The sequence below is a fragment of the Mesorhizobium sp. genome (assembly GCF_004963255.1).
GTDB lineage: Bacteria > Pseudomonadota > Alphaproteobacteria > Rhizobiales > Rhizobiaceae > Mesorhizobium.
Genome location: NZ_SUGA01000045.1, coordinates 1 through 13541, shown reverse-complemented (window position 1 = coordinate 13541; position 13541 = coordinate 1). Strand labels below are relative to the sequence as shown.

At 59.3% G+C, this 13541-nt stretch carries 9 protein-coding genes and 4 pseudogenes; 10 read left to right on the top strand and 3 right to left on the bottom strand.

All coding sequences use genetic code 11. The features are described 5' to 3' along the window. Positions 1–30 precede the first annotated feature (30 nt). The 5 genes and pseudogenes from E5X34_RS29170 to E5X34_RS29150 form a co-directional block, all read left to right on the top strand. A complete protein-coding gene (locus tag E5X34_RS29170; protein ID WP_292113042.1) occupies positions 31–1122 on the top strand; it encodes an ABC transporter ATP-binding protein in 1092 nt (363 codons plus the stop codon). A 21-nt stretch (positions 1123–1143) separates the two neighbouring features. Further along, the gene (locus E5X34_RS29165) at positions 1144–2922 is read left to right on the top strand and encodes an ABC transporter permease subunit (RefSeq protein WP_292112937.1); all 1779 of its coding nucleotides are present in this window, start codon (positions 1144–1146) and stop codon (positions 2920–2922) included. A gap of 1711 nt (positions 2923–4633) precedes the next feature. Next, positions 4634–5629: a succinylglutamate desuccinylase/aspartoacylase family protein gene (locus E5X34_RS29160; RefSeq protein WP_292112934.1), complete on the top strand. Its 996-nt coding sequence runs from the start codon at positions 4634–4636 to the stop codon at positions 5627–5629. A gap of 117 nt (positions 5630–5746) precedes the next feature. Further along, on the top strand, positions 5747–6667 hold the full coding sequence (locus tag E5X34_RS29155) for a nucleoside hydrolase (RefSeq protein WP_292112931.1): 921 nt from the start codon (positions 5747–5749) through the stop codon (positions 6665–6667). Positions 6668–6704: 37 nt separating this feature from the next. Further along, a pseudogene (locus E5X34_RS29150) lies at positions 6705–7001 on the top strand (transposase); the annotation flags it as partial. A 137-nt stretch (positions 7002–7138) separates the two neighbouring features. Here the strand turns inward: E5X34_RS29150 and E5X34_RS29145 are convergent. Next, a pseudogene (locus tag E5X34_RS29145) lies at positions 7139–7472 on the bottom strand (ISNCY family transposase); the annotation flags it as partial. A 517-nt stretch (positions 7473–7989) separates the two neighbouring features. Between E5X34_RS29145 and E5X34_RS29140 the strand changes: the two are divergent. Next, a complete protein-coding gene (locus E5X34_RS29140; protein ID WP_292112929.1) occupies positions 7990–9321 on the top strand; it encodes an aspartate aminotransferase family protein in 1332 nt (443 codons plus the stop codon). Between the two features lie 14 nt (positions 9322–9335). Continuing rightward, positions 9336–10415 (top strand): phosphotransferase enzyme family protein, encoded by a 1080-nt coding sequence (locus E5X34_RS29135; protein ID WP_292112926.1) that lies wholly within the window; start codon positions 9336–9338, stop codon positions 10413–10415. 252 nt (positions 10416–10667) lie between these two features. On the opposite strand, the pseudogene E5X34_RS29130 reads toward E5X34_RS29135, so the two are convergent. Further along, positions 10668–10956 (bottom strand): annotated as a pseudogene (locus E5X34_RS29130) (IS21 family transposase); the annotation flags it as partial. Between the two features lie 318 nt (positions 10957–11274). Here E5X34_RS29130 and E5X34_RS32945 point away from each other — a divergent pair. From E5X34_RS32945 to E5X34_RS29120, 3 genes and pseudogenes are all read left to right on the top strand, one after another. Next, positions 11275–11799, top strand: coding sequence for a transposase (locus E5X34_RS32945; RefSeq protein ID WP_365969061.1), 525 nt, complete (start codon positions 11275–11277; stop codon positions 11797–11799). Further along, complete coding sequence (locus tag E5X34_RS29125) at positions 11684–12025, top strand: transposase (protein WP_292112923.1); 342 nt, start codon at positions 11684–11686, stop codon at positions 12023–12025. Before E5X34_RS32945 ends, E5X34_RS29125 begins: the two co-directional genes overlap by 116 nt. A 149-nt stretch (positions 12026–12174) precedes the next feature. Then, a pseudogene (locus E5X34_RS29120) lies at positions 12175–13205 on the top strand (IS3 family transposase); the annotation flags it as partial. Positions 13206–13280: 75 nt separating this feature from the next. Here E5X34_RS29120 and E5X34_RS29115 read toward each other — a convergent pair. Beyond that, positions 13281–13541: hypothetical protein (locus E5X34_RS29115; protein WP_292572198.1), on the bottom strand; the 261-nt coding region annotated here is incomplete at its 5' end.

Sequence of the window (13541 nt, the reverse complement as noted above, 5' to 3'; positions counted from 1 at the left end):
TCGGATCGTGCTGGAGGAGCAACAGTGAACATGCATGGAACCCCGCCCGTCCTACTTTCAGAGGTTGACGCGTTGGAGAAAATCCCCGTTCTGCCGCAGATTGAGTTCCGCGGCGTCACCAAGATGTATGGGGCGGTCGCTGCGGTCAGAGATTTGTCACTAACAGTTCGTCGTGGGGAGTTCCTTACCATTCTCGGTCCGAGCGGTTCAGGCAAAACCACAGCGCTGATGCTGCTCGCCGGCTTTGAGGCCCCAACTGCGGGTGATATCTTAATCGCTGGGCGCTCCCTCGCCGCTGTGCCGTCCTATCGGCGCGACCAAGGCATCGTTTTTCAGAGCTACGCACTCTTTCCGCATCTCACGGTGACGCGGAACCTGGAGTTCCCGCTCGAAATGCGCGGCATAAACGCTGCTGAAAGGACAACACGGGTCCGCCGCATGCTGGAGCGCGTGCACCTCGCCGAGTTTGGCGGCCGTATGCCGTCGCAATTGAGCGGCGGCCAGCAGCAGCGGGTGGCACTTGCTCGGGCGCTGATCGCTGATCCGCCCTTCCTCTTGCTCGACGAGCCGCTCGGGGCGCTCGACCGCAACCTTCGCGAGCAGATGCAGGTTGAGATGAAGAGCCTGCACAAAGAGTTCGGCATCACCACCATGTGCGTCACGCACGACCAAGAGGAGGCGCTCACCCTGTCGGATCGCATTGTGGTCATGCGCGCCGGGCGGATCGAGCAGACCGACACGCCCGAGGCACTCTATGACAGGCCGGCGACGTGCTTCGTGGCGAATTTCTTGGGCGAGGCAAACATCCTTGAAAATCCCGGGTTCAAAGTCGAATCCGATGCCACGCCGCCGTCCGGTACTGTGGCCATGATCCGGCCGGAGCGCATCTACGTCGCTGCTGGGTCAGCTCCGAAGCGCGCCGATGCGGACCAGCGCCAGTACGTCGCCGGCACCGTCGAAGACATGATTTATGCTGGCCCGTTGCGGAAATATTATGTGCGTGTCGGAAGGAGTGTGCTGATTGTTCGCGAGCACGTCGCTGCAGGACAGCAGATTTTCCGGTCTGGCGACGAGGTGCGCCTCGACTGGCTGCGGTGCGACGTTCGCTTTGTTACTGCCTGAGACACCGACAGGGTAGATTCCATGAAGACTTTTCAAAAATTTGGCCAAATGCCGATTGTGCTCACCGTCCCGGCCCTCGCCATCCTGCTTGTAGTATTCGGCATTCCGATACTCCTTCTGTTCCTGACCAGCATCAATGCGCCTGACTTTTCGGCAAAAAACTATTATATGTTTTTCGGTCAGCCCGCGAACGTCCGCGTACTCTTCCAGACTATCGAAGTTAGCGTCGTGGCCACCCTCATCTGCCTCATCGTCGGCTATCCCACGGCCTATCTGATCGTGACCGCCTCGAAGAGCGTGCGCACCACCCTCATTGTGCTCGTCCTCGTCCCTTATCTCACCAGTGGGCTGGCCCGTACATATGCATGGATTGTTATTCTCGGCGATCGCGGCGTGATCAACAATTTGTTGCTTCAACTTGGGCTGATCCACAGCCCACTGCAGCTCATTTACAACACCACGGCTGTCTATCTCGGCATGGTGCACATCATGCTGCCGGTGATGATCCTGCCTCTGGTTAGCGCCATGATGGGCATCGACAGGTCGCTGATGGCGGCGGCGCGCAGTATGGGAGCGCGGCCGCTCACAGCTTTTTGGCGGGTGTTCTTCCCGCTCAGCTTGCCAGGCGTGCGCAGTGGCTCACTGCTGGTCTTCGTGTTCTGTCTGGGGTTCTACGTAACGCCAGCTGCCCTCGGCGGGTTGGGTGATGCCATGCTGTCTAACTTCATCGCGGGGCAAGTTTCAAGCTCCTTCAACATCTCACGAATCGCCACCTCAGCCTTCATCCTCCTTGCCGTCGCTGTCGCCGTGCTTTCCATGCTCGGACTCAATCTCATGGGTGCTCAAGCGCGCGCGGCGGCACCAGCGCGTAGGTCTTGGGTAGTGCGGCTGCCCATATTGGGCCGGCTGAAACGCTATTTTGGTGAGTTTCCCAATCCCTATCGGGCGAAGCTTTGGACGACCCAGCTCTACCAGGTAGGAGATGACAGCCGCTTGTCGAATGTTTTCGGTACGGTGTTTGTATTGCTCGTCATGGTCTACCTTCATTTCCCTGGCCTCATCGTCATTGTCATGTCCTTTAGTGCCGGGACTTTTCTGGAATTCCCGCCCACGGGTCTTTCGCTGCAATGGTACCGATCGTTCTTCGCCGATCCATCCTGGAATGGCGCCGCTTGGACCAGCGTCCAGATTGGTGTAGCGGTGACTATCCTGTCGACTATCGTCGGGACACTCGCGGCCTATGGCCTCAACCGCACCCAGCCGCGGGTAAGAGGTTTCCTAACAATGGCGATCCTGACTCCGGTCACCATTCCCGTCATCGTCGTAGGGATCGCGACCTATCTCGGGCTGGTCAATCTCGGACTAATCGGTTCGAAAACAGGGATCGTCTTGGCTCACAGCATTGGCGCCATTGGCATTGTCGTCGTGATTGTATCAGCAACGCTGGCGAATTTCGACCGAAGGCTTGAGAAAGCAGCCAAAAGCATGCGTGCGGGACCCCTGCGAACCTTCATGAGGGTGACACTGCCGCTAATTCGGCCCGGCATAGTAGGAGGCGCCGTGTTCGCGTTCCTCCAGTCGTTCGATGAATTCGTCGTGACATCGCTGGTAAGCGGATATTCCATCCGTACCCTCCCACTCAAAATGTACGAGAACCTACGCAACCAGATCGATCCCACGATCGCCGCGGTGTCGTCCCTACTAATGCTTGTGCCCGTGCTTTGGCTCATTGTTCTCTACCTCACGTGGTGGCGGTCCCGGCAGAGAGATCACCACCCGCTCCCGGAACTTGCGGCTTGAGCTGCGGGCGTTCATGTTGCGTCGCATGCGCAGCGTCATGCTGCGCCGATTTGCACGTGCCCCTGCGCAGTAGGCGCGATCGGATCAACGGCCGGGGGAATGCACCATCCGCCACCCTGGGGCAATGCATCTCGCCGTCGGGCAGCCCTTAACAGTTGCAGCCACATCGGGCGCAACGTCTCGACGGCCGATATCGTGCGCAACCGTCTAGGCGCATCCGCGGCAAAGATCGCCGCCAGGGATTCGGTACCATCCTCTCCAATCTCGCGGGCATGGTGCTCACGCGCCGTTTCTTTGCGGGGCAAGCGTGTGGCTAATGTTGGCCGTTGGTAGCGCTCCACCCAATGAGGCGCTGCCACAGCCAACATCTCGAACGGATGGCGCGATTTGGTGTTGTTGAGAGCAGCGTCAAGCAATTCGCTTCAGCCAGACCGGTAATCAGACGCGCCCGAAGCCTCGCACAAGATCCGTGTGGTCGAAGCCGGCATCGGTGAGCGAGAGAACCAGCAAGATGCTTCCAGTCAATCCTGCTTTGCACGGAATCCACCGTTTGTCGATCCGACGGACCCTCGGCGAATTGCAGCGGGGTGATGAGCACCAGGCGCCATGGCGTCGCGGCTGACCGAGATCGGGATAGAGCGACGCGAACTGTCGGTCGTGGAAGATTGGGCCCAAATCGTCGCGCAGGATCATCAGCACGCAGCTTCGCGAAATGCAGCTTCGGCGACCCGCATCGCATCTCAGGAATTCCGACTGAAGGCTCAGCCCGGAACGACAGTGGGAATACCCAAGGGAGCAAGGCCCTCTGCATTCGTCGAGCCCAAAGTGCTGACTTGGCCAACAGTATCATATTTGGTGCAGGTTGCGCGATTCACGGACGGTTCGGAACCACGATCGATGCGATGATTTGGCCGTGCTCCATCCTTCCGCTCGTGATTTCGTCCGTGCTTTCAATAGTCCAGGTTCTCCCATGGGTAAGAGGTAGTGTTTGTAGCCCGGCCGAATACGATGGAATCGTGCTGTCCATGTTGCGGCTGGCGAACCCCCCGCGTCCGCAGCCACTACATGCGCCGGTTGACCGATCTGCCTTGGCAGGAGCGGATTATCGAAGTTTAGCTTTAGGCAGAGCCGCCGCACAGGGAAGGGAGCTCTTCCGCGCATGAGCCGCGCCCTCGCTCCTTGCGAAGTTTGCAAGCCGGATGCGGTTCCGCCAACGCATACCCCCGAGATTAGCGCCGCCGGTGCAAGCACGAGCAGTACGGCCAAGCGCTTCCTCGCCGTTCGCCGTGAACCGCGACTGCTCGGCTGGTCATCGACTATGCGTCGGTGCCCGTCGATCAACAGGCTGGGGCTTCAGGGCACGCTTTCCTGGCGCGGTCGCCTTCACGGTCAGTATGCCTGTCTCGACCTTCTCGCGCACATCCTTGGGGATAACCGGCGGCGCCGACGCCCCCTGAGATCTGGCCGGCCGTTCCGAAGAAGCGGTATCGAAGGCGCAGTAATAGATCGCAGGCGTGAGGTGCCTGTCGCAGCGCCCTTGTGGCCATCGAGCAGCGGTAGTTCCACCAAGCCAGGCAGCGGCCATCTAAGAGCGCGATGGCACCGCTCGGAACATTATATTGGCGAATTGAAGACAGCTCGGTGCATACCCGTGGAACGGAGAAACGCAACTTGGCGCCTGGTCGCCTGAATACTCGCAATAGGATGAACAATGAGCGAAGCACCACATATTACGTTTGATCTCGACAGGCCTGGCGTAAGCACGGGCCACCTTGTTGTCCCCAAAGGCGCGGACTGCGAAGCTCTTTCGCTCCCAGTGTTCAGCTGCAATAAAGGGGAGGGGCCGAGCCTACTTATCACTGGCGGAAATCATGGCAATGAACTGGAGGGGCCGATTGTTGCTCGGCGGCTTGTTGAATGGCTTCCCGAAGCGCAGAGGTGCGGAAGGATTGTCATCGTGCCTGAGATCAATCCACTTGCCGTGCAAGCTTGGACCCGCAACACGCCAATTGATGGAAAGAATCTCAACCGATTGTTTCCGGGCCGGTCAGATGGCTCGGTAAGCGAACGCATCGCAGATGCGATTTCGCGTCTGTTGTTGCCTATGGTGGATACCATATTTGATCTGCACAGTTTCGGACCGACATGGGACTTTCCACCGTCGGTCATCACACATCCCTTCGCTGATGTCGATCTGATGACGAAGACGCTCCGCCTTTCAGCGGCATTCAAACTACCTGTGACATTGCTTTGGGAGCACAACGAGACGGCTGGAATGTTCGATACTTGGGCACATAGTCAAGGCAAAGTATTCATTTGCACTGAATTTGGCGGCGGCCTAGTCGGCGCCGAAGCTCTCGCGATCTACGAAGCTGGGGTGCGCAATGGCCTCATTGCGCTGGGGTTGATCGAGGGCAAAGCCGAGTATCCCGTGTTCCGTCAGCAGAAATCGGGCCAATCACTCGAAACGCATCCTTCCGACCAGTTGAAATCTCCTGCACCGGGCATCTTCGAACCGCGCTGCTCAGTGTTGGATGAAGTGAAGCAGGGAGATCTCATCGGCATCCTGCATCGGATGGACTCGCTGCCCGCTGATTCCATCGATATTCGCGCGCCAACGACGTCGATCGTCTGCGGCATCCGATCAGGAGCGTATGTCCAAGGCAACGAAGAAGTGGCGTTTCTCGCGCGACCCGTACCGCTCTGAGGGTCGGTGATCTCTTGCAGAATGCAATAACCTAATATTGCCAACCGCATAAGCCGCGGCCGCCGAAGGTAGAGCTGTGGGGCCGCAACCAGAAGCACGGATAAGGAATAACAATGCATGACGAGCCTTAGTTACGCTGAACGCCTACGGATGCTGGAGCCCCCCTCAGGACGGGTACGGTGCGTTCTTGATACCGACACCTACAACGAAATCGATGATCAGTTCGCTATCGTGCAGATGTTGCTGTCATCTGACCGTCTGGACCTGCAGGCAATTTATGCGGCACCGTTTTTTCTCAGGGACCGCTCGGAAAGCCCCGGCCATGGTATGGAATTGAGCCATGAGGAGATCTTTCGGGTGCTGGAACGTATGCAACTTCGGCCTGAGGGGTTGGTATTCAAAGGCGTTACGGACTACGTTGGTCCGCAGAAGACGATTCGTGAAGCACCAGCCGTCGATGACTTGATCAAGCGGGCGCGAGCAAGTTCGCCGGAAGATCCGCTTTACGTTGTGGCAATCGCAGCGATCAGCAACGTCGCGTCTGCCCTTATCAAGGCACCGGACATCAGCGATAAAATCGTCGTTGTGTGGCTGGCTGGTAATGCTTTGGAATGGCCAGACACCAACGAATTCAATCTGTGCCAAGATGTAGGCGGATCTCAGGTCCTCCTTGATAGCGGTGTTCCGCTCGTGCTCTTTCCTTGCCTGGGCGTTGTTTCCCATCTTTTGAGTACCGTCCCGGAGATGGAGCGGCATGTAGAACCGTATGGCGATATTGGCCGCTTTCTCGCACAGAGGTTTAAGGAGTTATCCGGCGATCACGTCGGTTGGTCGAAGCAACTTTGGGACATGGCGCCTGTTGCTTGGCTGCTCAATCCCGATTGGTGCGAGAGTGTCATTGCCCCGACCCCGATTGTAACGGCACAGCTCACTTGGAGTGTAGATCGCGCACGGCATCCCATGCGTTATGTCTACCGGATCCATCGCGATCCAATTCTCAAAGATTTCTTCTCAAAGCTGAAAGAGAAGCACAGCTAGCGGAGGTTTCCCGACAGGTGGTGACCCTTGTTTCTTGATGTCCCAAAATTCAGGCCAGTTAGATGGTCCGCCCTCAGGGAATGCCGCTCATCGTACGTCAGAACCAAGCCCCCTGATCCCGCCGAGCTGCCGAGCGCGGTCGGCTTCACGGACAACTTCGAAGCGGCAAATCGCGCATCTGAGAATGCCGATCACTCACCGTCGCGCCATCAGGACCACCAATCTTCTGGAACGTCTGTTCGTCGAGGAGCGGCGCAGGCTAAAGATCATTCCCAATGCCTTCGGCGAGAAGCCCGTTCTCAAGCTCATGTTCGGCGCCTTGATCCGAGCTGCCGAGCGGTGGCGGGCAATCAGGATCACCGACTTCGAGCGCCGCCAGATGATCGCCGTCAGGCAGGAACTCGATCAGGAATACGAGGCCCGAGACAGCCTCAACAAGAAAGCAGTGGCAAACGAGCCCGCCTGCCGAGTCCGGTTAATCTGTTCCCAAATTTCAGGCCGGATCGCGCCCTGATCGTTTTTTGGAGCGCCGACTTCTGTGGGCTCCCGTAACGAGGCGGAGTCCTCAAGGTGAAACGCCAACTCCTGGTAGCTCAGCTGCCGATATTGTTTGAGCAGCGCGCAGCGCAGCACCGCTTCGGCGGCAGGCCTTGCCGTACGGTCGCTTTGATGCCGCCCGACACAGGTCTCTCGCCACCGGGCCATGCTTATCCAGCCAGTGCGACATCGCCTTCAACTCGCAGCCGATCTCGTGCGTGGCGAAAAGATCGAATATGCTGGGTTGGACGGTGCGTTCTTGGCGCATTGTCGGCTCCGGCGGTGGCAGGATTATGATCCAACGTACCTGCAACCGTTGGGCCTTACTGGCGCAAATCAGCGATTCATTCAATGAATCAAAGGCTTGTCTTTTGTGGACGGAAACTAGGCTAGTCATCAACACAGGCGCTCCGAATCACAGGAACATCCATGGCATGAACCATCACGCAACAGGTAAAGCTCGTTGCTCCGAGTTCGTCGCCCTGTCTCACGATGGGGTATGGTTGAACCCCAACGGCCTCGAGTAGCCTCGCCCCAGGGTGTGGGGCGTCGCGGGGGACAGATGGTCGTCGGGTAGGATGCCCAGCGCGCTGGCGAATGGCGCCGGCGCATTGCGGCCGACCCGTGCCTTGCTTGGCGCCCTCGCACGACTCCAGCCACCGCCTCGCAGCCGTCATCTCGTGGCGCGAAGACACCAATCTGCAAACTGAATTGGACCCTCGCGGCCGCCGGCTGTTTATTGACGATCAAAGACATGGCCCTGATGCAACCGCTAGGACACTCCGATGAACATGAGCTCGCGTAACCCTAAGCGGATCGCGACTGGTGTCAGCGATCTGCCAGAACGACTCCAGGACATCATCCGACGTCGTGACAGAGTGCTCGGTCCGGGCTACCAATTTTCCGAGACGATTCCGGTGGAGTTTGTCTTGAGCTTTGGCGCGCACCTCGTCGACCGCGACGGCAATGACTATCTGGACGCGTATAACAACGTTCAGGGCGTCGGCCATGTGCACAAGCATGTTGTGGACGCCATTTGGCGCCAGATGGCTGCAATCAATACCGATACGCGCTACCCTCAGAAGCTACTCGTTGACTATGCAGAGCGGCTACTTGCGACTTTTCCGGCGGCGCTGTCGAAGCTAAGCTTGCCCTGCACGGGATCCGAGGCGAACGACCTGGCGATTCGGGTCGCGAGGTTCCACACGGGCGGCGAGGGAATCATCGCGACCCGCTGGGCGTTTCACGGTCGCACTCGCGAGGTGGCGAGTTTTTCCCCAATGCTGGGCGCAGGGTCCGCGCTCGGACCGAACGTCCGCCTGATTGCCGCTCCTGACCCCCGACTCGTCAGGTCTGGATGTTCTCTCGACGATTACATGCGCGATCAGGTACGTTCCGCGATTCGTGATCTCGAGCGGCATGGGTACCGGCTGGCTGCGTTGATCGCCGATTCGGCGTTCACCTCCGACGGCATCTTCACTCACCCTGTTGGCTTCATGAAGGCAGTCGTCGACGAGGTTCACACCGCCGGCGGCCTGTACGTCGCGGACGAAGTTCAATCGGGGTTCGCTCAGCTCGGAGATTCGATGTGGGGGTTCAGTCGACACGATGTGCTTCCGGACATCGTTACGATGGGCAAGGCGATGGGCAACGGGTTCCCCATCTCCGGCGTCGTCTTCCGCCCCGAGGTATCCGACGAGTTCGGACAGAAGGTCAGCTACTTCAATACGTTGGGTGGCAGATCGATCTCTGTAGCTGCTGCGTCTGCAGTGCTCGATGTGTTCGAGCAGGAAAATGTGCGTGAGCGCGTTGTCTCCACTGGTGCGACCTTACGCGCAGGACTTGAGACACTCACACGGGAATCCCCTTACGTTGGCGAAATCCGCGGCAGCGGACTGTACTTGGGTGTCGAGATCGTCAAGGATAAAAGGACGCTTAAGCCCGACTCCGCTCGTTGCGAAGCCATTATTAAGCACTTGCGCGATCGTCGAGTACTGATCAGCCGGACGGGCCTGGCGTCCAACGTATTGAAGGTCCGTCCTCCGGTCGCCTTCACCGCTGCCGATGCGTCGCGGTTCCTTGAGACATTTGCGGTTGTCGCGAAACACACCTTGTAGAAAGCTCGACGGACATGAACAAGTCACGCGGCGTGGCGTTGCAACGTCTCCTCAACGAGAGTTGCCTGTTGTCGCCTCACGAGTCAATCGACTTGCCGTTGCTGAAGATCATGCTTCAGAGGCACTATGGGCTCAGCGGACAGGTTAAACGACTGGCGAGTGAAAAGGGCGTCACTTTGAGGCTCGCCACGGCCTCCTGTGAATACCTCGTGAAGGTGTCGCCCTCTGATGAGCCGGAATCGGTGACGGCACTGCAGACCGCCGTGATGCGTTACCTCGATGATGCAGCTCACGCGTTGCCTGTCCAGCGGATCGAGTTGACCCTTGATGGAAGCGACAGCATTCCGATCGACATGAGCGATGGTACCCGTCGGATCCTTCGCGTCTTCCGCTTCGTCGAAGGGGTGTTATGGGAACAGATAAACTCGAACGTAGAGCAGTTAACTAAGCTGGGAGATGCGCTTGGGCAGATGAACAGTGCACTGCGGTTATTTGAGCACCCAGCCGCAGAGCGCAACATTGTTTACGACATTAGGCACTTTCCCCATTGGGCCGGGCTTGTCGAGTACACGCCGGACCCCCACCGCCGCCTGCTGGCTAAGCGGGCCTTCAGGCTCTTCGATGAAGTCGTGCTGCCGAGTCTGCCCGATCTTGAGACGCAAGTAATCCACGGTGACTACGCTCCCAACAATGTTGTGGTGGATCCGCACAGCGACGTCTTCCTGAAGGCCATCCTTGACTTTGGTGACACTGTCCGTAGCGCGGTGATCTTTGACCCCGCGAACGCGGTCGCTCACCTGGTCGGCCGCATTCAAGATCACCCTTGGCAGGGTGCTTTTGCTTTTGTCGCTGGGTACGAGCAAAGTAGGCCGATAAACGAGTCAGAACTTCCACTTTTACCAATTGCGGCTCTCGCTAGGCTCACCATGCTCGCGTTGATCAGGTACTGGAAGGCTGAACAAGCACCTGACCAGCGCGAGGAGCTACTCGCTGAGGCAGAGTCTTACTGGGCGAACCTAGAGCGGGCCATGGGCGTACCACTGGATGACGTGATCAAGCGATTCCGCTACCGCGCCGATGATGCTGGTACTTGAGCGCACCGATAGGAAGCGGGCGGCGCTTGAGGGAACAAAGGTTCTCATTGAGTCGAGGCCGTGCGAAAACTCACGGTGCGCATTTCGCAAAAGCCGGACTGGATTCCGCTAAGTCGCGGACAGTCGTTCACTAAATCCCTTTTTCGGCGCCGGTCAAGAGGAGCGCCGCCCTTTGCTTTCGCATGCTGTCGCCTGGAGCACGATGCGGTGGGCGTTGTGCACGATCCTGTCGAGAATGGGCATTGGCGACGCCACGCCGGTGGTGCCGTGTTCACGCGGTCGGCAAGCTCGCGCGTCCACTGATCCAGATGCGCCTCGAACGCCGCCCAGGCCTCGAACCGGCGGCCGGCGATCGCATTCTTCTTGATGTAGCCGAATCCGCGTTCGTCTTTCCCCTTCGTCCTGGCCCGATAGGGGCACTGGCCCGCGGTGTGAAGCCCCAATATCGGGCAAAAGCGTGCAGCCGGGCGATGAAGCTCACCTCGCGCGTCACCGAGTCGTGGTGCTCAACCAGCGCCTCTGCATTATCGATCAGAACTTCCGCCGACACTGCACTCAACCTGCGTGTTTCGGTAAGGACACCCTTTTCCCTAAATCCCGGACACTCGACGCTGTAGCTATTTGCGTTATCGCCGAACCGGCGAGATGCTGTGGCAGGGAAAGGTGCTCGGTGACCCGGATGCTGTGACGGCTGCACTTCAGCGATGGCGGGACGATCTAGTTCGCGTTGGCTTGGAAGCCGGTGCGACATCGGAGTGGATCGGCGGACACCTGGTCGACGAGGGCTTCCCTGTCGAGTGTCTCGAGAGTCGACATGTCAAAGCGGCTCTGGGCGCGATGACGGTGAAGACGGACCAAAATGACGCGCAGGGGATTGCACAGATTGTGCGCACAGGTTGGTTCAAGGCAATCTGAAGTCCGCTGCCGGCCAGAGGCTGCGCACGCTCACCGCCGCGCGCAAGGCTGCCGTCAGGGCGGTCACTGCCAACGAGCAGGTCATCCGAGGCTTGTTGCGTCCCTGGGGCTAAAGATTGGCGCCGTCACGCGCGTTCGTTTCGAGGCAAGCGTTCGACAGCTGGTCGGAGCGGATCGGCTGTTGCTGGGTATCTTTGAACCGCTCTTGCAGATGCACAGGTGTCTGCGCGAGAACCTGGCGGATCTGCACCGGCTCGTCCTGAGAGCGGTTCGAGTGGATCCCATCTGCCGTCGCCTCATGACCATCCCTGGCATAGGACCCGTCACCGCGCTCACCTACAGGGCAACGATCGATGACCCCCAAGCGCTTCCGCCGATCCAGATCGGTCGGTGCGTATCTCGGCCTCACACCGCGAAGATACCAGTCTGGAGAAGTCGACAGGGTCGGTCGCATCACCAAAGTGGGTGACAGTGAGACGCGAACGGCCTTGTTCGAGGCGGCAAACGTCATCCTGCGCCCGACGACCCGACGGTCGAGCATGAAGGCTTGGGCAATGAAGATTGCCATCGACAGGGTGCCCGACGTGCGAAGGTCGCCCTGGCCAGACGAATGGCAGTCACCCTTCACCGCATGTGGGTTGACGAACAGGATTTCCGTTGGTCGGCAGCTTAGGCTGAGCTGGTCCACGGAATAGCGAGCGCTCGATGCAGGGCGCGGTCCGGACGAGTTCGCATGATCTGTCGTTGCCGCTTCCCGAGCACGCCGAAGAGCTTTGAACCGATCGGACCCACGGACACCATCATGCCGGCGGCTGCGTGCCGACCGCGAACAGAAGCAAAGAACCTGCATCGAACGTCACGCCTTGACTGGATCATCGCGGTTCTGCGTGAGCACGAAGCGCGGCGAAGGCGGGCGACCTGGCGCGCAAGCATGGAATCTTCGAGGCGACGCTGTATAACTGGAAGGCGAAGTATGGCGGGATGGACGTCTCCGATGCCAAACGGCCGAAAAGCCTTGGAGGACGAGAACGCGAGGCTGAAGAAGCTGCTCGCCGACCAGATGCTGGAAGCGTCCTGCGCGAGCTTCTTTCAAAAAAATGGTAGGGCCCGCCGCCAAGCGCGAAGCCGTTGCGCATCAGCAGGCCACGATGGGCGGCGGGCCTGTTCCTTTGTGGGCGCTGATCGCAAGATGATCCGGTATTGTTCTTGTCGCCCACCTGAGGCGGCACTGCGCGGCCGGCTACGCGACCTGGCCAACGAGCGCCGGCGCTTCGGCTATCGGCGGCTGTTCATTCTGCTCAGGCGCGAAGGCGAGGCATCGGGTATCAACCGCATCTACCGGCTATACCGCGAAGAAGGAACTGGCCGTGCGCCAGGCGCCGAGCGGTAGGAACGCGGGGACCGATCCTGGTTCAGGCGAAGCCGAACGCGCGCTGGTCGCTGGACTTCGTCCATGACCAGTTCGCCTGCGGGCGGCGGTTCCGCGTCCTCAACATCGTCGACGACGTGACGCGCGAATGCCTGGCTGCGATCCCGGACACCTCGATCTCCGGCCGCCGGGTGGCGCGCGAACTGACGGAACTGATCGCCCGGCGCGGCAAGCCGGGCATGATGTCTCTGACCACAGCACCGAGTTTACCTCGAAACGCGATCCTCGCCTGGTCGAAGGATCATCAGGTGGAATGGCACTTCATCGCGCCGGGCAAGCCGATGCAGAACGGCTTCTGCGAAAGCTTCAATGGGCGGATGCGGGACGAGTTGCTGAACGAAACCCTGTTCCTCGGCCTCGACCATGCCCGAACAACCATCGCCGAATGGGCAGACGACTACAACCGATCGCGCCCACATTCGGCGCTCGGATACATCACGCCTGCGGCCTAATGCCGCCAATCTCACCGCAACGGACGATCGGCTGCGCAACCCCGACCAGCTCCGCCGATCACCCGTTGCTCAACCCGCGCTATACGGAGTAAAACCCGCCGAGGCTCTAACTGCAGCCGGATGGAAATTCAGTGGCAGGTCAGCGACTATCTCGACCTCGATGGACCCGCCACAATCACCATCGGCGCCGGTAACTACGGTGAGATCGCCTTCGGCGCCATGTAGGCAACCCTCGAACTCGGCTACGGCCCGTCGATGGTCTTCTTCACATGGGCCGGATTCGACGAAATGGACGAGGTCACAGGCGACGGCCATGCTGAACTGCTCGAC

Bases quoted from the DNA above. Each gene is read 5' to 3' on its own strand.
- E5X34_RS29155 (WP_292112931.1), top strand. From the start codon at position 5,747: ATGACGAGCCTTAGTTACGCTGAACGCCTACGGATGCTGGAGCCCCCC.
- E5X34_RS29165 (WP_292112937.1), top strand. From the start codon at position 1,144: ATGAAGACTTTTCAAAAATTTGGCCAAATGCCGATTGTGCTCACCGTC.
- E5X34_RS29125 (WP_292112923.1), top strand. From the start codon at position 11,684: ATGACCCCCAAGCGCTTCCGCCGATCCAGATCGGTCGGTGCGTATCTC.
- E5X34_RS29140 (WP_292112929.1), top strand. From the start codon at position 7,990: ATGAACATGAGCTCGCGTAACCCTAAGCGGATCGCGACTGGTGTCAGC.
- E5X34_RS29135 (WP_292112926.1), top strand. From the start codon at position 9,336: ATGAACAAGTCACGCGGCGTGGCGTTGCAACGTCTCCTCAACGAGAGT.
- E5X34_RS29170 (WP_292113042.1), top strand. From the start codon at position 31: ATGCATGGAACCCCGCCCGTCCTACTTTCAGAGGTTGACGCGTTGGAG.
- E5X34_RS29160 (WP_292112934.1), top strand. From the start codon at position 4,634: ATGAGCGAAGCACCACATATTACGTTTGATCTCGACAGGCCTGGCGTA.
- E5X34_RS32945 (WP_365969061.1), top strand. From the start codon at position 11,275: ATGACGCGCAGGGGATTGCACAGATTGTGCGCACAGGTTGGTTCAAGG.